Below are 22,611 nucleotides of genomic sequence, written 5' to 3'. Positions count from 1 at the left end.
ATTTTATAATCATTATAATGAAGATCAAATGGAAAATATTTGATATTTTTAGTAATAGGTAATTTTTGACAACTTTAAGAAAATTAAACCAATTTTTTTCAGTTAAATAATTTTTTTTAATGCAATAGTTTTTTAATTTCAAACTCATTTAAACCAGCATCATATTTACTAACATATTCGGAAATAATTTCAGCAACATTTTTATTAATAATAGTTGCTAATTGTTTACATTCCTTAATTTCATTTTTTTAATATTATCTAATTTACCTTTATAAAATATCTGTAAATTTTGAGAATGAGGATTTAATAATTTTAAATTAGGTAAATTATCAAGTACAATATCAGACCATAATTTTAAAAAATTAGGTATAATTAAATTTTTATTTTCTTTTTTAAACCAACCATTACTAGAATTATATTTAGCTTTATTTTTAGCATAATATTCTGATTATTCTAAAAATTCTGAATTATTGATTATTACTTTTCGTTGACACATCATTTTATTAGCGTGTCCAAAAATACACTTAATAAATCAATATTAAACATAATATGAAAATACCAAACACCTTTAAATTGTAATCAAGAAGCGATAAAATATTTAAATTTAGTTAAATATTTATTAACAATATGTTTCTTTAATTTTTGTTTATTTAAACATTTTTTATATTCATAACGTAATTTTGACATAAATTTAATAATCAACTGTTTAGATTTATTTAAATCTTTAACATCATTAGAAATAGTGCCCATTATTATTATTATGAGCCAAAGTAAGTTTTAACCAACTAATTTCTTTTTTCAGAAAGCAAAATTATAAATGGCTTTATAACGAGCATTATTTTTGCTTTGACGAATATTTCTTATAATATCTTTAACTTTGCTTTCAATATCAATTGATGATAATTAAAATTTATCTTCGGTAATCATTAAACAAATAAATTGATAAGTTTTTAAAGTTTCTAAAAAAACAACCTTGCCCGAAATCATTAATCTTAACAAAAAATAAATTATTCTCAAAAATTTTAATTTGTTTTTTATTCAAAGTGCCTCTTTTAATTGCATTAAATGTTTTAAGAGCGTGATGAAAGGATAAACTAATACCTTCTTTATTCATAGTTAAATCATTTAAATGTAGAATTGTTTGTTCTCCTTAAAAACAAAACTACTCCTTTACTGATAGTTCACGGCAAAGGAGTTTTTGAAAATAATTCATTATATTCAAAAGACCCCCAACACCCCAAAGGGGGCTTTATAAGATGGGGGGGCAATAGATTAATCTTAGTATACTTCGGCTGGCCGCCTAGTTCGCTATGCTCGTCTTTGAATACTTTTATATTTATTTTCTTTGCTTATTTATGGTTAATAATTATAATTTTTAGTTTCTTTAATAGTTCTGTCTGGGTTGTAAATTGTTTCTTTGGTTAATTTTCCTGTGTCTTTGTGGTAATCAAAAACAGTTGATTTTTCTCCATTTTTATAGTATTCAGTGGCTTTATGCCTTTCACCTGTGTCTTGATTATATTCTGTAATTTGATAAATAGTTCTGTCTGGGTTGTTGTAAATTGTTTCTTTTATTGGTTTTCTTGTGTATTGATTAAATTCTGAAATTCTTAACATAGTTCCGTCGGATAAAATTTGTAGTTTTGGAGGATATTTTAAATCTTGAAAGCTATATCCAAAAAATATTAAATCTTCTAAAGTATATCCAGCAGTTTTTAAATCTTCTAAATTAAAAATACCGGATTTTAAGAAAGTTTTTTCTAAATCTTTATCATTAATAAATAATTTTTTAAAATCTAAAACTGTTTGATAAATTTTAGTTTTGTAATATTTAACTTTACCATTTTTATCTATTTCTTTAAATTTTTCTTCATTATCATCAAATTCTTCAATAGAATTATCAATATTTTTACGTTTCATTAATTTTGAATTAATGGGATTATATTCCATCAAAACGCCATCTGATAAAGTTTTTTTAATCATTTTCCCATGTGAACCATACTCTTCAATATTGTTATATTTATCAGTTTTTTTCAGTAACATACCATTATTTTTATCATATTCAAAAATATTATTATCATTATCAATTTTTTTAACTAATTTATTAGTAAATAAATTATAATATTCTTTTTCTCCATTTTCTCTTATAAACTCATAAGGAACACTTTTTAAATATTCGTTTTCCTTTTTTAGTTTTTTATTTTCATTATATAAAACATTGTTTAACTCTCTTGCTTTTGCTTTAATATCTACTTCTTGTAATTTACGCCTTTCTTCGGTTTCTAAATGATATTTATAAACAAGCCTCCCACCTATCCCAAACAAAAAAAAAATAATGTTCCAGTAGTAATTAAAAAAGGAATTATTTTATAATGTTTATTGCCTATTCTAAAACTTGACATTTTTAAACCTCTTTTCTATTATCAAAAATAATTAAAGCGTTTTTTTAGCATTTTCAAATACCCATAAATATAGGAAATTAATAAAAAATGATAAAATGAAACTCAATATTATTATAACCTTTTTAAACAAAAATAAAAAGAATTTTAAAACAATTGAAATAATGTCTAATATTCTTAAAATAATTTTAAACAACAAATCACCTATTTTAATGAAAGAGTTTAAAAGAAAACTATTAACTTCTTTAAAAAAATAAATAACAGAGCCACCAACAGTAACGGTAAAAATCATCTTTGCTATTTCTTTTAATTTTTCCCACGTACTTTCACTGGGGTCCATTAATTTTTGACCGGTAAGACTTGTTATAGAACTTTTAATATAACCTATAATACTACCAAAAACATCAATAAAAATTTTTAATATTTGCATTAAAAAATCAAACAATGAACTAAATAATTTTAAAGGATAAATTAAAGTTGTTAATTGTTCCCATATAAAAATAAATATAGTTTTTATAATATTATAAATATTAATAAAATTAATATTCCAACCAACATTAAAACCAAATAAAAAAGATGATTTAGTAAGAAAAATATTATAAAATAAATCATATAATAAATAAAAAAAATCTTTAAAATCAAAAGAAATTAAATATTTTAAAAAATTAAAACTAAAAATCATTTCCAGTATCATCAATAGATTCCGCAATTAAAGGATTTTTTATATTATTTAATTGATTTTTTAATTTTAAATTCTCTTTTAAAATTTCATCTAAATTATTATTATTTTCTTTATTTTCTTGATTATTATCTTTTTCATCAAAAATACCCTCAGAAAAATTAAGACCTCCATGTTCTCCAAATTCTTTAATCATTGTTTCAACATGTTTTCTATATATACCTAAATAATTCCCCATATGTGCCATTAATCTAATTAAGGCGCCATATTCACTAATACTAATTTTACCTTTTTTAAGATAATGGTTTACTATATCTCGTAATTCATCACTAAAATCATATTTACTTTTTAATTCTTTGATATATAAATAAAACCAATAAATAAAAATACCAAAAATAAAAGAAGTAAAAGAAATAAATACTTTAGATTCAACAATATTAATAATTGTTTGTTGTATATCCATCAATTATTCCTTTCTATAAAATTATTACTTTTTTAATTTCTTTATTATTTCAACCATTTTATTATCTTTTTGAATTGTTTCTAATTCTTTATTATTTTTGGTAAAAAAATTAATATATAAAAATATACCAATAATTGAACCAATCAATAAACAAATAAAATTATCAAATAGATTATATTTTTTCATCTAATTTTCCTTTATTCTTTTTCAACCTTTTCATAATCTAATTTTTCAAAAAGCAATTTAGGCATAAAATGAGCTATTAAACAAAATGAAAGAATACCAATAACAAAAATATAAATGAGAGTTGTAAAAATTTCATGATTAATTTGAAAAAAAGAAAATAAACTCAAAAAACCCAAATAATACAAAAATTCCAAAACTAATTAAAATCATTAAAGTCATTATTACACCAAATAAATTCAAATCAATATCATTTATATTCATTCCCAAATCACTTCCGCAACATTGACAATGTTCGTAAAATTCTTTTTTTATTTTTTGTTGCTTATCCATTTTAAAAAAATCCTTAATTTTAACTTAATTTATTCATATATTATCCCTTAATGAGTGTTTTTTTAAAAAAACACTCATTATTTAATCCATGTAATTTTAGTTGCATCAGGAACAATAAAACCAAGTTTATAAGCTGCAAATATAAAAATACAACCAAGAGCAATTAAAATTAATATTTGTCTTAAAGTCATTTTTTATCCTCCTTTTTATTATTTAGCTATTGATAAATAACCTTTTGAAGCAAAATAAACAATCAAAGGAATAACAATGCCTAATGTAGGTAAAATCCAATATGTAAAAAAACTGCCTAAAGTTAATTTATTTCTTCTAAAAGATTTTTTACTGAAATAAGAACGTCTGTAATTTCTCGCCATTTTAATCTCCTTTTTTATTATTTAATAAGAAAAATATTTTTTAGTATTTAGAAACAATAAGGAAACCAACTTAAAAGTTGGTATTTTTTTTTTAATGGTTCTTTAATCGCCTACAATATTCAAGGTTGAAAATTTGAAATAAAAAAAATATTATCTAAAATTTTGACAATATTGAGAAGGTGATGAATAATTTAATTTAGCTAAAATCCATTGATTGTTACAAAATTTAAGGAAATAATTGATTGATTTTTTCATTTTTGTTAGGAGATTTTGGAAATAAAAAATGATGTTGATGTTGTAAGATAGTTTTAATTTGGCCAAAAAAATTCTCAATTACGTCGTTATTGCTTGGATTAGCTTTTCTTGATATACTGATTAAAAAAAACTTTTTTCGTTAAAGTTTGTTGAATTTTTAGTGATTGATAAACTGTTCCTTGGTCGGAATGAGGTGTTCCAAAAGTTTAGACACTTTTGGAACACCTCACTTTCGTTAAAATAAGCGATTTGTTGTTTAAAATTGTTTTAAGAATATTAGATAATATTTTTAATTGTTTTAAAATTCTTTTTATTTTTGTTTAAAAAGGTTATAATAATATTGAGTTTCATTTTATCATTTTTTATTAATTTCCTATATTTATGGGTATTTGAAAATGCTAAAAAAATGATTTAATTATTTTTATTAATAGAAAAGAGGTTTAAAAATGTCAAGTTTTAGAATAGGCAATAAACATTATAAAATAATTCCTTTTTTAATTACTACTGGAACATTAATTTTTTTTGTGTTTGGGATAGGTGGTAGGCTTGTTTATAAATATCATTTAGAAACCGAAGAAAGGCGTAAATTACAAGAAGTAGATATTAAAGCAAAAGCAAGAGAGTTAAACAATGTTTTATATAATGAAAATAAAAAACTTAAAAAAGAAAACGAATATTTAAAAAGTGTTCCTTATGAGTTTATAAGAGAAAATGGAGAAAAAGAATATTATAATTTATTTACTAATAAATTAGTTAAAAAAATTGATAATGATAATAATATTTTTGAATATGATAAAAATAATGGTATGTTACTGAAAAAAACTGATAAATATAACAATATTGAAGAGTATGGTTCACATGGGAAAATGATTAAAAAAACTTTATCAGATGGCGTTTTGATGGAATATAATCCCATTAATTCAAAATTAATGAAACGTAAAAATATTGATAATTCTATTGAAGAATTTGATGATAATGAAGAAAAATTTAAAGAAATAGAAATAACTTCGTTAATAAAATGATTGCAGATGGTAAAAAATATTTAGAATTGATACACAAAGCAAAACAAGAATTATCACAAACAACTTATTTAAAAAAATTAAGCAAATTAAAATACAACTAAGACCTTCAAATTTGAGGTCTTTTTTATATCCAATTTTCTCGAAAGGAAAAAAATATGAAATTAATTATCTTCGAAGAACTCGGAGATAGTGGAAAAAACAAGTCTAATAAAAAAAACGTTCAAAAAGAATTATAAAAACAAGGTAATGAAGTGATATGGTTATTCGCGGATTAGGAAGTTCTACAAACGGAAATTCTATACGTGAAACGTTTTTAACCCACAATACTTTACATAATGTAATTAGATATTTTTTAAGTTTTGCCAACATGATTCAAAAACAAGAAGAACTCATCAAACCCCACTTAAAAAACAAACAAAATCATTTTTGTAGATAGATGTGGTTAGGCTCTAATTTCGCATATCTCGTATATCCTTCAAAAATTGACAAAAAAATACCAATTTTTTAAAAAATTAAGTAAAAAAACATCAAAACCTGATATAACTATTTATCTAAAAATTAATCCGCAATTGGGTTTGGAACGCAAAATAAAAACCAAAAGAATCATCAATTAGATGGGATTGAACTTCTTGTTCACTTAAAATCTCTAATTTAGTGTTGTATTGCAAAAAATCATCTTTAATTTCAACAAGTAGAAAAGGGATATTATGAATTTTTGAAAAACCAAAACTTAGGAACTAAAATTATATTAAACAATATGAATGATAAAGATACTAAATTTAATCAACAATACATTATCAAAAAAATAGAGAAATAAAAAATGGCAAAATGGCAATTGATATATCCATTATAGAAATGGTAAAATCAAAACTTATTAAAAAAGACGAAACCATTAAATGGCGTACCAAAAAAATTAAATTTAAAACCCGAAAAAGGCTCTTTAAATGAATCAATTAACTAATTTTCATTTCAACAATCTTTATGTGTTGCCATCACTAAAAAAATAATCCAACCATATTTTTGAACAAACCATTTAACGAATACATGATAAAAACACACAAACTCCTAAACCAAAATATCATTTAACTTCTATTTATTTAAAAAATATTTTAGATTTTTCAAATACAAATACATTATTTGAATTATTAAAAAATGATATTTTAAAGGAAAATAATAAAAAAACTTTTTTTAAAACTTGTTTTGGAGAGGTTAGCAAAGAATCAATTGTTTTTCAAAAAAAGAAAAAATATTTATTAAAATATATCAAAAATAAAGGTAAATTATCTTTTATTTATATAACTATTTTTTTATTCAAAAAAATTGTTTAAAAATCATTTTAATAGTAAATCTTATAATAAGACATGTTTATTGTTAAATAAATGTTTTATATTTTAATAATTTAGATAAGCGTATGAGATTTTTACATTTTGATGATTATATTAATCCTTTATATAATCGTTATACTTAAAAGTTTTAACTAATTTTTTAGGCAGTTCGATTTTAACTCCATGTGGTGTTTCGGATGACATTTAATATCTTTTGTTCCTTTTAAAAAATCAAATATTTTTGATTTTTTTATTATTTTTTTGTTGAATTTTAGAATTAGATTTATTTTCATCTTCATTTTTTTTTGATTCTTTTAATTTTTCTTGAAGTTTCATTTCTAATTCTTCTTCTATTTGTTGATGAAGTTTGTAAGGTAACATTTTTTTATCTTCTATATTTTCATACATTATTTCTTTTCTTTTTTTATTATTATTGTGTTTCGTAGCGAATAAATCTATAGAAAATAAATAATAATTAATTATTAAAATAAACAAAAAAATAGTTTTAATAATTTTTGAATTAATTTTAATCATATTTATAAATCCTTTTCTTTTTTTTTATATAAAAAAACCCCTAAATCCCCAGAGGGGACTTTATAGGAGGGGTGTAATAGATTAATTGTAATGGTCTTCGGCTGACCGCCTAGTTCGCTCTGCTCGTTCATGTGATTAATTATAATTAATATCTAATTTGAAATATCATATAGTATAAAATAATGCATTTAATGGGGATTAAAAAAATAATAGATTGATTAAAATTAACATTCCGTGAAATAAGATTTTTATATTTTTAAAGACCCTATTAAATTAGGGGACTTTATTTTTACTTTATTTTAAATTATTGAATAAGTAAATTTCTTCTCTTAATTTTTTATTTTCAGCTTCTAAATTTTTATTATTGTTTTCTAAAATATTAATAATTTTTTTCATTTTATTTAATATATATTAGTTTTTTTATATTTTGTTGTGTTATTTATTGTATTCTTCTTATTCTGTGTTTAACTTTTTTAAATGATTATTATTATTTCTTTCATTTCATTTTCTGTTTCTGAATATTTGTCTAAAATTTTAATATCAATCATTTCAGAATTATTAATTTTTTTTCAATTAAATCTATTTTTTCTTGAGCAAAAACTAAATTTTTTTGATGAAAATTTAATAATAAATAAATAAAAATAAATATAATTAAATATAATTTAGAACTAAATTTTATTTTTTTTAAAATTAAATACATATTCAAAATACCTTTTTTCTCTAATTTCAAAATTAAAATTATTTATGCATTATTAAAATATATAAACATGCAATTGTCAAAAAACCCAAAACTATTTCCAAACCAATCATTTTTTCTCCTTACTATTTTATTTATTTTTAATCATTAATTTATTTTAATATAATTTTTCAGGAACGTCAATTATCTTCTAGATATTGATGAAACTTATGACCGTTATCACGAGACCATTCACAATAATTTTCAAATCAAATATCAGGGTTAACTAAAAAGATACTTAACTTCTTACCAGCTATAGTTCTTTTAGTATCATATTTGACGTTATATTTAAATCCTTTTTTACATCCTATAATCTGTTTAAATAAACCTTCTTTTTCTAATTTGAGGAATACTTATATCATCAAAAATATTGATTTTATAAGCGTTTTTATGACTTTATTTACTAAAATCAAAGTCTCCTCTGGTATAATTATAGTGAAGGTTTTTGTGAGTTAAGTAGCTTAATATAAACTCGGTTTTACCGAGTTTACTAAAACTCTTCAATCACAATGGATTTAGGACGTTGTTTGCCTAATGATTGCACTCTGATAATTGTTGGTTAATGGCATCAATTATCTCATTAGTTTTAGAGTTAGATTTGAATGAATCGAAAGAATAATCAGGTTTGAAAAATTCTTCTTCATCTTCTAACTCTTCTTTTTTTTAGTGAATTTTTTATTTAAAACTTGTTCTACAAAATCTATTTTTTCGTAATAAAAATCACGGTCTAGAATTTTAATAAAATCATTAAGAGATTTTTTAACTTGATTTAAAGTTAATTTATCATCATGATAATATTTTCCTATTAATCTGTCTATTTCATCATAGATTAATTGTTTACGTTCTTCTTTTTGATTTTGACGAACATATTTTTTATGTCTAGGGGTGCCTTCTTCAATGAAGTCGCCATCTTTTTTTATATAAGAAATTGATTTTTCTATATTAAGAGCAGTTTCAATTCTAGGATGAAAACCATCTATATTAAAATATCTTTGACTTTTAATTTCAATAGTTTTTGTTAATTGAAAAAGAACATGAGTATGTATTTCTTTATGGTCTTGATGGTTTTCAGTATTAGAAATGATATATGAAATTTCTTGTTTTTTAGATATCATTATTTCTTTTATATAATTATGAATTTTATCTTTACCTAAAGGACATTTTGAGTAAGTTAAAAAGATATCTTTTGCGTTTAATTTAAATTTATTTTTTTCATTTATAAACTCTTTCTTGTATAAGCCCCTAATTTAATAGGGGCCTTTATTTTATTTATCTTTACTATCTAAAAAAATAACTTTTTGAACTATTACTTTAGTAGCGGTTTTGTTTTCACCTTCGTTATTGGTATATTTTTCAATTGATAACGTTCCCTCTACATATACTTTTGAACCTTTATGTAGATATTTATTCATGTTTTCGGCTTGGTTTCTAAAAACAACACATGGAATGAATTGAGTTTTATCTTTGGTATTAATAGCTATACTGAAATCTATTTTAGGTATTTGACCCTCATTAGTATTAATATATTGTTGTTCTAGGTCATGAGTTATATTACCGATTAGTTGTACTTTGTTTAACATAATTTTATTTCTACTTTCTTAATATTAAAGTAATAAAGCAACAGGAGCTGCAATTGGAACTACAGATGCAAAAATAGGAGCTAAAACTAGACAACCAATTACAACTGCGCCAGTTGTGAGAGTTACAACTGCTATATCTTTAACTAATTTATTTTCATCATCAAATTCAGTTTGATATTGATATTCAGTTTGTTTTTGTTGTTGTTTTGATTTAAGTAATTTAGGTAATTTTAAACATAAAAAGAATAACATTATTAAAATAATAATTGATATAAATGTAATCCAAATCTTTAATATAATTTTTCTTTTTTTATTCTATTCATGATTAATAATCTGTAATCTTTTTAACAGTTCCGTCTTTGTTATACCAAGTTGTTTTTGTTTTATAACCTGTTTGAGGATCGTATTCACCAATATTACTTATTTTTTTTCCGTCAATTTGATAATAAGTTGATGATTTTAAAAAACCTGTTTGAGGATCGTATTCTTGCATCATATCTATTTTTTTACCATCGTCATGAAAATTAGTTAGTTTAATTAATTTACCATTTTCATTATATTCCTTAATTTGTTTTATTATTTTACCATCATAAGAATATATTTCATCTTTTAATGAAAAACCTGTTTGAGGATTATATTTTTTTTTATATTTTAATGTTTTTCCATCTTCATAAAATGCTTGTAATTCAATTAATTTATTAGTTTGAGAATTATAAAATTTAATTTGTTTTATTATTTTAGTATTCGGCAAAAAAATAACGTTTTTAGTTGTAGTTAATGCATCAACTTCTTTTTCAATTTTTTTTAAAATGTCATTATAAGTTTTTTCTTGTTCTTGTTGGGATGGAATATTAGCTTGAGATTGAAATTGTTCTTGTTGTTTTGATTTAACATTAACTTTTTGTTTATTAATAGCTAATAAAAGAATAATTAAAAGAAATATAACTACTAATGATATAAATAAACTCCAAATGATAAAGATCATATTTTTTGATTTTTTTTGATTATTGTTTTCCATTTTTTTCCTTTAAATGTTGTTTTTTTAATTTATTTTATCATTAAATTATTTTTATATTCTAAATCAGTTATATTTTTTTTGTAATTCATTTAGATCTTTATCAGTTGTAGTAGGTTGTTTAATGGATGATTTAGGAAATAAAATAACCTTAATAATTTTTTTGATAATATCAAAAATAGAACCAATAAAAACTAAAAAGGTTATAAATATTAAAATATAAAATAACGCTAAAATAAAACTAATAATTATACCTGTACTATTTAATAAATTGCCGAAATGAAAATCAACATCTTTAATAGCAATTATATTGTTGAAAGTGGTTTTAATGAATGATATGCTAATATTAGCATAGTTATTTTATTTTGACAATAAATTGATCTATGCTAAAATTGAATATTTGCATGTTTATACAGCCTTTCATTGATAGTTATATAAAATATTTTCTTGGATGAGAATAAGGATTTATATAGCTATTTTTTTTAATATAAATATATAAAAAAGAAGTATTGAATCCTGCAAAAGAAAAAAATAATAAAACTTTAAAAGAAGATTTAGCTTATTATCTACAATTAATGGGCGTAAAGTTTTTTCAACATTGCGCTGAAAATTTGATTAAATATGATTTGGGAGAAAATATTAAACAACTTAATGATTTATCTGAAAAATTCTTTGAAAGCTTTACTACAACACAGAATAATTTCAAAGATGAATCAAATTATAAATTTTTTAAAAAAGAAGTATTAGATAAATTTGACCCAAAACAATATGAAATATTTAAAGAAAAAATAATAGATTTTATTTTGTCACCAGATATTACTGAAGATGAGATAAAATATGCATTAAACCAACTTGTTGATGAATGTGTAAATCATAATGAAGAAATAATTGATAAATTAAGTGAAACTTTTTTTGATTGGGAATAATTAAATTTATTTTTTTTATATTTTAACTATTATATAACTCCCTTATTATTTTAGGGAGTTATTTTTTTTATATATTTTGTTATATTAATCTCATATTAAAATATATAAAAAAATAGTTATGTAAATCCCTAGTTCTCACAAAGACAAAGATTTATATAACTATCAATGAAAGGCTGTATAAACATGCAAATATTCAATTTTAGCATAGATCAATTTATTGTCAAAATAAAATAACTATGCTAATATTATTATATCATTCATTAAAACCACTTTCAACAATATAATTGCTATTAAAGATTGTAGTTTTAGCAATTTATTAACCCAGTTGAAAATAATTATAAAAAAAGAGGTTAAATTATGAAAACCAATAATCAAAAAAAACCAAAAAATCAAATCTTTATAATTTGTATGTTATTTATTTCAGTCTCTATTATTTTTATTTTAATAATTTTATTATTAGTTAATAACAAAATTCAACCTAAAACTTATGATCAAAATCAACATAATTTAAACTCAAAAACTGATATCCCACAAGAACAAGAAAACTATAATATAATCCTTAATAAAATTGATAAAGAAGTTGATAAATTAACACAACAACAAGAACCAACTATATCAGAAAAACAACCACCAAAAATTAAATATCCACCTAAAATATACTACAACCGTGCTGGCACAACAATTCATCATATTAATGAAATTAATCAAGATACAGGTAAATATAATAAAGTGATTCATTATCAACCCGATGGAAAAGCAATAAAATATATTGCCGAACGTGACCAAGATACAATGTTATTTATTAAAAAAAATCATTTTTATGATGATGGCAAAACAATTAAATTAATAACAGAACATAATAAAAATAAAGACTTATTAATTAAAGAAACTTATTACAACCCTGATCGAAGTATTAAAGAAATTAATGAATATAAAGACGAAGATACATATTGATTAATTAAAGAAATAAAACCCTCCAAAACCATTTACCGACATCAATTATTTCAAAACTCACCAAGGTTTTTTATATTTTTCTTTCATCATAAACTCTTTTAACAACCAAATAACCGTTTCCTACACTTCAAAAAATCAAAATAAAGAATTAATTTTAAACCCCATCAAAAAAATTACCTCTATTAAAAGAACCTTGTATAATTCATTCCAATCAAAGAACATTTTATCAATATTTAAAATCCCAACAACTTTTAAAAAAAAGTTTTCAATCAGCATGTCAAGAAAAGCTACTACACGTGATAACGCCGTAATTGAAAACTTTTTCGGCTAAATGAAAACTATCTTAAAACATAAACATCCTTTTTTATTTCAAAAAACCAACGAAAAAGTTAAAAAAATAATCAATTATTTCTCTAAATTTTGGAACAATTAATCAATTTTAGCTAAATTAAATTATTTATCTCCTTCTCAATATTCCCAAAATCTTATATAAATTATATTTTCATTTTATATGGGAGTTTTCACTTTTTTTACCTAAATGTATAACGTAAGGACAAAATATTTTAAAAAATATTTACTTAGTTTGAAAAGATATTAAATTATCTAATTTAATTTTTTAGTCTTAAAGAATTTTTAAAAAGCAACAAAAAAAAGTATCTAAACTTTTGGAACAGCGTATATGGATAATAAAAATACCCTTAAAAAGGGTATTTTTATTTAGTTAAATTATTAACTTTTTCTTGGAGGTTTTTGGTGTTATCGTTTTGAAATAATTTTTTAATTTCTTTAAAGGTATCATCAGTTGCTTTATCATCCGGTTCTATTTTTTTATAAGCATTGTCTTTTGCTTGAACAATTTTGTCGTATAGGTCTTTTACTGCTGGGTATTCATCGCTGGTTGATTCTTTATAATATTCAATTATGTGTTTATTTACTGCTTCTAAATTAGTTTTAATGCTCGCAAGTTTAGAATTAACATTGCCTTTATTTTCTTCTTTTTTTAACTTTTCAACTGAATTATACAAATTATGAGCTGCTTGTTTTGCCCAAACTTTTTTAGGAGAAAGCCAGTTAACAGGATTAAAAGAAATATAAAATCCTAAACCTACATAAAGAGTAACAGTAATAAAAATAGCGCCAGTAATGATTTTTCCTCGTTTATTTTCTAAAAATTTCATCTTTTTAATTCCTTTGATAGTTATTTTTTCATAAATAAAATAATTGAAATACTAAAAAAATAATTACATAAGTAATTATAACACATAAAAAGAGTAAGATTGACTTTTTGTTTGTTAAAATTAAGTGTTATTTTATTTTTTTAAAAAGTTTTGCTAAAGCTTTGTCTGCTTTTTCATCAGGTACAACTGTCAAAAATTTCTTTTTTCCAAGCAAAGTATTGATGTAAAAAACAGAAGTTTTTTTAACACAAAGGGCTTCTTCAATTGTGTTTTTAATTTCTTCATGACTAAATTCTTGGTCTTGATACCAATTTCTAACTAATTCTAATTCATTAGATGTAAGAGTTTGTCCTTTGTTTTGCTCTAAACATTCAATAGTTTTTTGGATTAAGGTAAGTTGGTTTTGGTGTTTGGATTCGCGAATTTGGTCTTGATAGATTTTTTCTAGCTTGGCAAAAGTGGGGTGCAGTGAAAAAACTTCAATAATTTTATGGTTTTTGGTTTCTTGCGAAAGGTCAAAAAAATCCTTTGACATCAATTGTTCCAAAATATGTTCTACTTCTTTTTTAGTGATCCCTGCTTTTTTGGCTAAGGCGTTGGAAGAAAAGACACGTTTTTTGGAAAAATCTAGCAAGAATAGCAAAATAGTTAGTTCAGGGTAAGTTAACCCTAATTTTTGATACTCTTGGATTAACATTTTTTCTACTTGTAAAAAACCATCTTCGTAAAGTTTTTGAAAAATAACCATATTATTATTATTATTAAAGCTCCTTTTCTTTGACGCCTTTGTTTTTGATTAGGTCTTTGGTTTTGGCAACTTTGGACAATGCTTGTTGGGCTGCTTTTTGCTCAGCGGATTTTTTAGTGCTACCTTCACCTGTTCCTAAAAGATTTTTTTCTAAATAGACTTCTGCTACAAAATTTTTAGAATGAGCAGGTCCTTGTTCTTGGACTATTTTATATTGGATAGTTTTTTTTTCTGACTGAACTATTTCTTGTAATTGAGTTTTAAAATCAATAATATAAATAGTTTTGGCTAAGTGAGGTAAGACAATATTATGAAAAACTTTTTTGGCTGTTAAATATCCTAAATCAAGATAAATAGCACCAAATAAGGCTTCAAAAGTGTCTGCCATAATGCCTTTAGCATTAAAATCTTTGTTTTTTTCACCTTTACCTAAAAGAAGATAATTTTGCAATTCAATTTTTTGAGCGTAGATGGTAAGCGACTTTTCGCACACAGCCTGAGCTCTTTTTTTAGTCATAATGCCTTCGTCTTCTTTGGATTGGGAATAAAGATAGTCAGCCATAAGTAAGCCTACGATGGCATCTCCTAAAAATTCAAGTCTTTCGTTGTCTTCTTGAGGTGGGGTTTGTTCGTTAGAATAAGAGCTATGTGTAAGAGCCTGTTTGTAAAGGACAAGGTTTTTGGGAAAAATATTGAGGGTTTGAAAAAGAATTTGGATGTTTTTCATAAGTATTAGCTTTCTTTTGTGGTTTCGGAGGTTTTGGGATTTATAGTTGATGTTGATATTTTTTTAGTTTGGTTTTCTTTGTTTTTGGCAATTTCTAAGGCATTAGCAATTTTTTGATTTACTTGGGCTTTAATTAGTTTTTGAGTTTGTAAAATAGCTTGGCAAAAAGCGTAAGATTGGGAAGAACCGTGAGCTTTAATAACAATTTTGTTAAGTCCTAAAAGCATAGCTCCTCCAATTTGGCGTGGGTCTATTTGGTTTTTTAATTGTTGTAGAGGTTTTTGAAACAAAGTTTTAGTGGCAATTTTTTTGATAAAATTTTTAGTAAGGATATTTTTTAAGTGGTTCATGAAATTAAGCATTGTTCCTTCATAAGTTTTTAAGGCAATGTTGGCAGTAAATCCGTCACTTAACAAAATATCTGCTGAAGTTGTAAGAAGGTTTTGAGGTTCTTCATTGCCGCCAAAATTAAGATTAGAATCTTGCGATAAAAGTTGGTAAGTTTCAAGTTCCAAAGCTCTTCCTTTGGTGGGCTCTGTTCCGATGTTAAGTAGTTTTATTTGAGGATTTGGAATTGCTAAAATTTCTTTGGCTATAATGGTGGCATAATTTGCAAAAGTGTGCAAATGCTGGGGTTTTAGTTCGGTGTTAGCTCCTGCATCTAGCAAAATTCTTGTTCGATTATCAAATGAATTAAACATAGGGGCAATGGCAATTCTTTTCATTAAAGGCATTTTTTTAAGAATAAGATGACTTGCTAAGATCAAAGTTTGGGTAGCGCCCGCTGAAACTACTCCTTGAACCTCGTCTTGTTTGGCTGCTTCAAGAGCTAAAAATAAAGAAGTATTAGGAGTGGTTTTCAATTGGTCTCTTATATTTTTGTCGGCTGATCCTAAAAAATAAGGCGTGTGTTTGATGATAATTTGTTTGTTTCCAAAAAAAGGAGTTTTTTCAATAAGTGGAGTTATTAATTTTTGATTGCCATATAAAAAAACTTGAAGTTCTGTATTTTTATTTAAGGCAAGCAGGGTTCCTTTGACAATTTCTAATGGGGCAAAATCGCCTCCCATGGCATCTATTGCTATTTTAATCATAAAAACTCCTTTCTTTTGTGTATTGTTTTTTAAAATTTGATTTTGTTTTTGTAGATTAAATTGTTTTGTTGGTAAATGAAACTTTTGAGTTTTTTAAGTTTGGTTTTTAAAAAAATATTTTATTTTTGCCAAATCAAAATATAAAGAGGCAAAAAATAAAAATGGAAATAACCAATAATTTGGTTGTTTATTTTATGAAGTGTTGAAAAATTATAATTAATTATAATAAATTACTTTGATAATAATTATCTTCTAGCCTTTTTGAGTTAAAATTTCAGAAAAAGTATTATCAAAATAATTTTAAAGTTGCAATTAGCAAGTCTTGGCAAAAATGTAGCAAAAATAAAGAAGTAAATAATGCCATCAAAGTTTGGTTTACAAATAATTATAGAAATAAAAAGATAATTTAGAACAAATTAATGATAAATTTATTGAAAATAATTTTTTTATCAAAATAAAATTTATAATAATTTGCTATAATAATAAATGAAATGTTAAATAAAAAAACTACATTAAACAGTTCAATATTATTTTATCATATTAGGAGATAATTTCATTATTTTAAGTTTTTAAGTAAGGGATTAAACTTGAAAATTAACGATTTTATCAACAAAAAATTGTAAAAGGAAGTGTTAGAAAATGGAATGCATGCAACAAGCAACCGAAGTTAAAAATTTTTATTTAGAAGTAAAAGTTAGATATTTAAAAAAAAATGGTAGTTCAAAAAGACAATGGTTTGCTACTAATGTTTGTGTAGGAACTGTTAATTGTAAACAAAAATATGATGAAGTTCTTATCAATTTTACTCATATTGATGCTGATAATCCTGAGTTTTTCTTGCAACCAGGACAAGTTATTAAAGTGTTAAAAGGAAAAGTTAAACAAAGTAAATGTGGTACTGTTCCTGAAGTTTGGTTAGATGTAGATAGTTTTCGCCAAACTGATGAAGAAGAAAAAAGTAAAATCAACTTCGTATAAGCGGAGTTGATTTTTTTATTATATAAGGGATTTTTTTGAGTGTGATTTTGAATTATTTTATATTTCAAATATTTTTGGATATACCAAAAATATTAAAAAAAATTTTTATTAAAAAACAACTTAGCTACATTATTACTTGTTTGAGTAGCAACATATTGCAAAGAAATATTTCTTAATTGAGCAATTTTTTGGGCAATTAATTTGATATGAGAAGGCTCATTGGTTTCATTTTTAAATGGATAAGGAGTTAAATAAGGACAATCAGTTTCTAATAAAATTTTATCTAGAGGAATAGTTTTTGCAATTTCATGGGCAGCTTTGGCATGAGGATAAGTAACAACTCCTCCAATTCCAATGTAAAAACCTAGTTCCAAAGCTTTTTGGGCTTCTTCTAAACTAAAAACTAAACAATGAAAAACTCCTCTAACTTGATTGCGATAAGGTAGTAAAATTTGATAAATTTCTTCAAAAGATTTACGTGCATGAATAATGATAGGTAATTTATATTGGATAGCAATTTTAACTTGTGCTTGAAAAAACTTTTTTTGGATAGCTAAATTATCTTGTCTGTGATGAAGATCAAGACCAATTTCTCCTATAGCAACTGTTTGCGGATGATTGAGGTATTTGATGATGCTTTCGGGAGTTTCTTGGGAAAAATCAGAACAAGGATGAATCCCAAAAGCTACCATCGCTTCTTTATATTTATTAGCAATTTCATAGGCTTTTTGGTTAGTTTTTTCATCCATGCCTATAACAATCATTTTTTTGACGTCATTATTCCAAGCTTTTTGAAAAACATCATCTAATTTATTTTTATATGTTTTAAGATTGAGATGAGTGTGAGTGTCTATTAACATTTTTTATGTATTCCTTTTTTTTGATTTTAAGGGGTTGGGAGATTGTTATTTTTGTTGTTATTTTTGTTGTTATTTATAAGTTTTAAAAAATGGTAAAAAATAAATAAAAGGCAAACTTAATGCCCAATATTTATCTGGGATTATAAATATTTTGGCTTTTTTCGAGAAAAGCTATGGCAAAATCTGCAAATAATAAGATAAAAAATAAAACTTTTCTAATGTTATATTTAGTGATCATTATTTATCATCTCCTTTTATTCGAAAATATTTGAGGATTTAATATTTATATTTCGATTCACCTTTATTTTAGTTTCGTCGTTTTATTTCGATTCATTTCCTTATTCTTATTTTTATTTTCATAATTGAATCATCACCCATTTAAGGAAAAAGAACCTATTAAAGGTTCTTTTTTTGTTCAAAGATCAAAATATAATTATGAATGAATTGGCTTATCAACGGCTCCTAAAAGAGCTTCAAAAGTAAGTTCTGATAAGGTAGGATGAGGATGGATTGCTTGAGACAGTTCATAAGCAGTTCCTTCGAGTTCCATTCCTACAGCCATTTCACTAATTAATTCAGTAGCATTGTAAGCATAAATATGCATTCCTAAAATTTCTAAATGTTTTTTGCAAACAATTAATTTAGCAAAGCCTTCTTTTTCACCTTCAGCTAAAGATTTGCCAACAGCTCCGAGAGATATTTTAGAAACTTTATAATCAATTTGTTTGTCTTTGGCTTGTTGTTCGGTCATACCAATAGAAGCAATTTCAGGAAAACCATAAATACAAGCAGGAACACGGTCATAGTTAATGGGATTTACTTTTTGTTCTAAAGCGTGTGTTGCAGCTACAATGCCTTCATGACTTGCCACGTGAGCTAACATGTATTTGCCGTTTACGTCGCCAATAGCATATACTCCAGGAATTGAAGTTTGACAAAAATTATCAGTTTGGACGCTATTGCGGTTAAGTACTAAATTTAATTTTTCTAAACCCGCAAGATTGGCTTTAGTACCTACAGCCATTAAAATAACATCCGAAGTAATTGTTTTATCAGTTCCTTTTTGAGTGTAGGTAGTTCGATTTTCATTAATTTTATTTACTTCTACTTGAGTCATAATTTGGATGCCATCTGCTTGAAGTTTTTTAGTGTATGCAACAACAACGTCTTGATCCATACCATTTAGAATAGTATCTTTCCTTTCTAAAATAGTCACTTCGCTACCAAAAGAATTAAAAATAGTTGCAAATTCTACTCCAATAACACCGCCTCCTACAATAGTAACTTTGGAAGGATAGCTTTCGAGTTTTAGTAACTCTTTACTAGTTTTAAGAATTCCTTTTTGATAAGCTTCTTGGGCGCCTGGAATAGGGGGAACAAAAGCGGTACTGCCTGTTGCAATAATTAATTTTTTGGTGTATAATAAGTTAGTTTCTACTTGGACCTCACAAGGAGAAAGAACACTTGCAAACCCATGATAAAAATCAATTTTATTTTTTTTAAGGAGGAAAGATATGCCTGTAGTAAGTTGAGCAACAATTTTATTTTTGCGTGATAAAATGGAGGACCAATCAAAAGAAATGCCGTTTTGTACTTTAATTCCAAAATCAGAACAACGTTTTATATCTTTATAAATTTTAGCACTTTTTAAATAAGCTTTGGTAGGAATACAGCCGTAATTAAGACAAATACCACCTAATTTATGTTTTTCTACTAAAGCAACTTTAGCACCAATTTGAGCAGCTTTAATGGCAGCAACGTATCCACCAGGACCTCCACCAATCACTAAAACATCATAATTTTTCATAATTTGCCTTTGGTCTTTCTATTAGGATAAAAGCAGTAAAGTGGGAGTATTTAGTAATTCTTTAACGCGTTTTAAAAATCTACCGCCATCAGCGCCATCAATAATACGGTGGTCAATTGCTAAGGAAAGAGGAAGCATGTCTGCAATTACAATTTGATTGTTTTCAACTATAGGTTTTTTGGTAATTTTTCCTACTCCTAAAATAGCTAATTCAGGGTAATTGATAACTGGAGTGCCGTAAGTAATATCGATAGAACCAAAATTAGTGATAGTAAAAGTACCGTTTTGCAGTTGATTTAATTCCACTTTTCTTTCGGTAGTGGATTTGGCTACTTGTTGTAATTGTTGTGCCATTTCTAAAAGAGTTAATTTATTAGCATCTTTGATGTTAGGGACGATTAGACCGTCTTTGGTATCAACTGCTACTCCTAAATTAATGAATTTTTTGTAAGTAACTTCTTCTTTAACGTCATCATAACTAGCGTTAAATACTGGGAATTCTTGTAAGGCAATCGCTACTGCTTTCATGATGAAAGCCATAAAAGTTAATTTGATTCCTTGGGATTGTGCTTGATCTTTGGCTTGTTTGCGTAGTGTTACTAAAGCAGTAATGTTTACTTCGTCCATTATAGTAGTTTCTGGGATTTTGCCTTTGGAAAGAACCATTTTTTGTGCGATGGCTTTTCTGAGGCGAGAAATTTTGACTACTTCTGTTTCTTGGCTAGATGCGGCAAAAGTTGGAGTTGGTTGTTCTTTGACAAAAGAGTTTGCTGGTTGGATTGGTTGTGGTTGCAAAGGGTTAGTTGTGTTCTGTAAATCTACTTTTAAGATTTTTCCGTTTTCGCCTGTTCCTTTAATTGTTGTAAGGTCAAGTCCTAGTTCTTTAGCTAGACTTTTTACTAATGGAGTAGCAAGTACTTTTTGAGGCGGTAAATAAGCTTGTAAGGATGTTTGTGTTTGTTGGTTGTCGTTTTTTTCTTCTGTTGTGGTTTCATTAAGATTTTGAGAAGAAAAATTTTTAACGTCTGTATCAGTGTCGCCTGGCTCTTGGATTAAAACGATAGTGTCTCCTACACAAATAACTTCGCCTTCTTTAAGGTCTCTTTTTAAAATTTTTCCTGCTACAGGAGAAGTTAGTTCTACGTCTAATTTGTCAGTTTCAACTTTAACTAAAACATCACCTTCTTTTACTTGGTCGCCCACTTTAAAAAACCATCTTGTAATTGTGCCTTCATGAATGCCTTCGCCGACATCAGCAAATTTAAATTCAAACATATTTTTATCTCCTTGATTATAATGCAGTTTGTTTAGGGGTTTATTTGTTTTTTAATTTTTATTTTGGTTTGTGATTGTGGTTTTTAGTTTTTGATTTAGATATATTATATTTTTTAATTTGGAGGAAGTTTTAATGTGTTGTTTTTTGAGACAAAAGGGGTTAGTTTGTCTTTAATATCTTTTTTGCTATCTTATTCGCAAACCACTTTTTTAATAGCATCAGCTATTTTTTCAGGGCTTAAAAACTGATAATGTTCTGCTTTTGCTAAAGGCATCGTGATGTCGTTTCCAGTAACTCTGGAAGGAGCTGCATCTAGGTATAAGAAAGCTTGTTCGTTAACTAAAGCGATCAATTCTCCTGCAGGTCCGTAAGTTTTACATGCTTCATGAACTACTAAAAAGCGTCCAGTTTTTTTCACAGATGTAATTACAGTCTCTCTATCAATAGGATTAATAGTTCTTAAATCAATTAGTTCTACGGAAACATTAGGATCAAGTTGTTTAAGGGCTAATAGTGTTTCTGGTACCATCGCTCCCCAAGCTACAACTGTAATGTCTGTTCCTTCTTGAACGACTTTGGCTTTACCAATTTCGACTTCATAGTCTGTTTCGGGAACTTCTTGACGGAACCCACGATAAATTCTTTTAGGTTCCATGTAGACTACTGGATCAGGGTCGTTAATAGCAGCCATTAATAAGCCTTTAGCGTCGTAAGGGTTAGATGGAATAACTACTTTAAGACCAGGAACAGAGCCTAAAATTACTTCTAATGATTCGGAATGATGTTCTAAGGATTTTACACCTCCACCAACTGGAACTCTTACTACCATAGGTACTGTGTAATTACCACGACTACGGTTACGAAAACGGGCTGCATGGGCAAATAGGTCTTCTAGTCCTACAAAAATAAAACCATCAAATTGGATTTCTGCAACTGGTCGCATGCCGTTAATGGCAAGTCCGATAGCACTTCCGATAATAGAAGATTCAGCAATAGGAGAATTAAAAACGCGAGTTTCTCCGTGTTTATCTTGTAAACCTTTAGTTACACGGAAAACACCACCTAATTTTCCTACATCTTGTCCAAAAATAACTACTCTAGGATCTTTTGCTAACTTACTATCTAAAGTTTGATTAATTGCATCTAGTAATGTCATTGAAGCCAT

21 protein-coding genes and 4 pseudogenes are annotated in these 22,611 nt (G+C 25.3%); 7 read left to right on the top strand and 18 right to left on the bottom strand.

Translation table 11 applies throughout. From position 1 onward, the window contains the following. Positions 1 to 1,359: 1,359 nt before the first annotated feature. From AYWB_RS00765 to AYWB_RS04190, 5 genes and pseudogenes are all read right to left on the bottom strand, one after another. Positions 1,360 to 2,325 carry a DUF2963 domain-containing protein gene (locus AYWB_RS00765; protein WP_011412445.1) on the bottom strand — a complete coding sequence of 322 codons (966 nt, stop codon included), beginning with the start codon at positions 2,323 to 2,325 and terminating at the stop codon, positions 1,360 to 1,362. A 108-nt stretch (positions 2,326 to 2,433) separates the two neighbouring features. Continuing rightward, the gene (locus AYWB_RS00760) at positions 2,434 to 3,093 is read right to left on the bottom strand and encodes a hypothetical protein (RefSeq protein WP_238374420.1); all 660 of its coding nucleotides are present in this window, start codon (positions 3,091 to 3,093) and stop codon (positions 2,434 to 2,436) included. Next, on the bottom strand, positions 3,071 to 3,541 hold the full coding sequence (locus tag AYWB_RS00755; protein WP_238374419.1) for a hypothetical protein: 471 nt from the start codon (positions 3,539 to 3,541) through the stop codon (positions 3,071 to 3,073). The genes AYWB_RS00760 and AYWB_RS00755 overlap by 23 nt, the downstream gene beginning before the upstream one ends. 725 nt (positions 3,542 to 4,266) lie before the next feature. Next, positions 4,267 to 4,431 carry a hypothetical protein gene (locus tag AYWB_RS04005; protein WP_011412364.1) on the bottom strand — a complete coding sequence of 55 codons (165 nt, stop codon included), beginning with the start codon at positions 4,429 to 4,431 and terminating at the stop codon, positions 4,267 to 4,269. Between the two features lie 150 nt (positions 4,432 to 4,581). Further along, positions 4,582 to 4,877: pseudogene (locus tag AYWB_RS04190) on the bottom strand (IS3 family transposase); the annotation flags it as partial. 255 nt (positions 4,878 to 5,132) lie between these two features. Here AYWB_RS04190 and AYWB_RS04415 point away from each other — a divergent pair. From AYWB_RS04415 to AYWB_RS04175, 3 genes and pseudogenes are all read left to right on the top strand, one after another. Continuing rightward, positions 5,133 to 5,705: pseudogene (locus AYWB_RS04415) on the top strand (DUF2963 domain-containing protein); the annotation flags it as partial. Next, positions 5,687 to 5,809: pseudogene (locus tag AYWB_RS04180) on the top strand (endonuclease); the annotation flags it as partial. The pseudogenes AYWB_RS04415 and AYWB_RS04180, both read left to right, overlap by 19 nt. 155 nt (positions 5,810 to 5,964) lie before the next feature. Further along, positions 5,965 to 6,144 (top strand): hypothetical protein, encoded by a 180-nt coding sequence (locus tag AYWB_RS04175; RefSeq protein WP_011412437.1) that lies wholly within the window; start codon positions 5,965 to 5,967, stop codon positions 6,142 to 6,144. A gap of 1,120 nt (positions 6,145 to 7,264) precedes the next feature. Here AYWB_RS04175 and AYWB_RS00730 read toward each other — a convergent pair. From AYWB_RS00730 to AYWB_RS03425, 5 genes are all read right to left on the bottom strand, one after another. Next, a complete protein-coding gene (locus tag AYWB_RS00730) occupies positions 7,265 to 7,567 on the bottom strand; it encodes a hypothetical protein (protein WP_011412436.1) in 303 nt (100 codons plus the stop codon). A 1,383-nt stretch (positions 7,568 to 8,950) separates the two neighbouring features. Beyond that, positions 8,951 to 9,418, bottom strand: coding sequence for a hypothetical protein (locus AYWB_RS04165; protein WP_011412434.1), 468 nt, complete (start codon positions 9,416 to 9,418; stop codon positions 8,951 to 8,953). A 150-nt stretch (positions 9,419 to 9,568) separates the two neighbouring features. Continuing rightward, positions 9,569 to 9,883, bottom strand: coding sequence for a single-stranded DNA-binding protein (locus tag AYWB_RS00720; protein ID WP_011412433.1), 315 nt, complete (start codon positions 9,881 to 9,883; stop codon positions 9,569 to 9,571). A 24-nt stretch (positions 9,884 to 9,907) separates the two neighbouring features. Beyond that, positions 9,908 to 10,135, bottom strand: coding sequence for a hypothetical protein (locus tag AYWB_RS00715; RefSeq protein ID WP_011412432.1), 228 nt, complete (start codon positions 10,133 to 10,135; stop codon positions 9,908 to 9,910). Positions 10,136 to 10,208: 73 nt separating this feature from the next. Further along, on the bottom strand, positions 10,209 to 10,901 hold the full coding sequence (locus AYWB_RS03425) for a DUF2963 domain-containing protein (protein ID WP_011412431.1): 693 nt from the start codon (positions 10,899 to 10,901) through the stop codon (positions 10,209 to 10,211). Between the two features lie 506 nt (positions 10,902 to 11,407). On the opposite strand from AYWB_RS03425, the gene AYWB_RS00705 reads away from it, so the two are divergent. The 3 genes and pseudogenes from AYWB_RS00705 to AYWB_RS04160 all read left to right on the top strand — a co-directional run. Further along, positions 11,408 to 11,824, top strand: coding sequence for a hypothetical protein (locus tag AYWB_RS00705; RefSeq protein ID WP_011412430.1), 417 nt, complete (start codon positions 11,408 to 11,410; stop codon positions 11,822 to 11,824). Between the two features lie 357 nt (positions 11,825 to 12,181). Then, positions 12,182 to 12,778 (top strand): DUF2963 domain-containing protein, encoded by a 597-nt coding sequence (locus tag AYWB_RS03565; RefSeq protein ID WP_011412429.1) that lies wholly within the window; start codon positions 12,182 to 12,184, stop codon positions 12,776 to 12,778. Positions 12,779 to 12,803: 25 nt separating this feature from the next. Next, a pseudogene (locus AYWB_RS04160) lies at positions 12,804 to 13,211 on the top strand (IS3 family transposase); the annotation flags it as partial. A 280-nt stretch (positions 13,212 to 13,491) separates the two neighbouring features. On the opposite strand, the gene AYWB_RS00695 reads toward AYWB_RS04160, so the two are convergent. From AYWB_RS00695 to plsX, 4 genes are all read right to left on the bottom strand, one after another. Then, a complete protein-coding gene (locus AYWB_RS00695; protein ID WP_011412428.1) occupies positions 13,492 to 13,956 on the bottom strand; it encodes a hypothetical protein in 465 nt (154 codons plus the stop codon). Between the two features lie 127 nt (positions 13,957 to 14,083). Next, a complete protein-coding gene (locus AYWB_RS00690) occupies positions 14,084 to 14,704 on the bottom strand; it encodes a DnaD domain-containing protein (RefSeq protein WP_011412427.1) in 621 nt (206 codons plus the stop codon). Between the two features lie 13 nt (positions 14,705 to 14,717). Continuing rightward, entirely contained in the window at positions 14,718 to 15,431 is a 714-nt protein-coding gene (gene rnc / locus AYWB_RS00685; RefSeq protein WP_011412426.1) for a ribonuclease III, read from the bottom strand. 5 nt (positions 15,432 to 15,436) lie between these two features. Beyond that, entirely contained in the window at positions 15,437 to 16,525 is a 1,089-nt protein-coding gene (gene plsX / locus AYWB_RS00680; protein WP_011412425.1) for a phosphate acyltransferase PlsX, read from the bottom strand. 648 nt (positions 16,526 to 17,173) lie between these two features. On the opposite strand from plsX, the gene AYWB_RS00675 reads away from it, so the two are divergent. Beyond that, entirely contained in the window at positions 17,174 to 17,503 is a 330-nt protein-coding gene (locus tag AYWB_RS00675; protein ID WP_041639979.1) for a hypothetical protein, read from the top strand. A gap of 92 nt (positions 17,504 to 17,595) precedes the next feature. On the opposite strand, the gene AYWB_RS00670 is transcribed toward AYWB_RS00675, so the two are convergent. The 4 genes from AYWB_RS00670 to AYWB_RS00655 all read right to left on the bottom strand — a co-directional run bounded on the left by AYWB_RS00670 (position 17,596) and on the right by AYWB_RS00655 (position 22,611). After that, a complete protein-coding gene (locus tag AYWB_RS00670) occupies positions 17,596 to 18,363 on the bottom strand; it encodes a TatD family hydrolase (RefSeq protein WP_011412423.1) in 768 nt (255 codons plus the stop codon). A 433-nt stretch (positions 18,364 to 18,796) separates the two neighbouring features. Further along, positions 18,797 to 20,170, bottom strand: coding sequence for a dihydrolipoyl dehydrogenase (gene lpdA / locus AYWB_RS00665; protein ID WP_011412422.1), 1,374 nt, complete (start codon positions 20,168 to 20,170; stop codon positions 18,797 to 18,799). A 21-nt stretch (positions 20,171 to 20,191) separates the two neighbouring features. Continuing rightward, complete coding sequence (locus tag AYWB_RS00660) at positions 20,192 to 21,445, bottom strand: dihydrolipoamide acetyltransferase family protein (RefSeq protein WP_011412421.1); 1,254 nt, start codon at positions 21,443 to 21,445, stop codon at positions 20,192 to 20,194. Positions 21,446 to 21,636: 191 nt separating this feature from the next. Next, a complete protein-coding gene (locus AYWB_RS00655; RefSeq protein ID WP_011412420.1) occupies positions 21,637 to 22,611 on the bottom strand; it encodes an alpha-ketoacid dehydrogenase subunit beta in 975 nt (324 codons plus the stop codon).

Origin of the sequence: Aster yellows witches'-broom phytoplasma AYWB, from assembly GCF_000012225.1 — a bacterium.
Classification (GTDB): Bacteria; Bacillota_I; Bacilli_A; order Acholeplasmatales; family Acholeplasmataceae; genus Phytoplasma.
The sequence above is the reverse complement of the archived record's forward strand: the minus strand, read 5'-3'. Positions and strand labels throughout refer to the sequence as shown.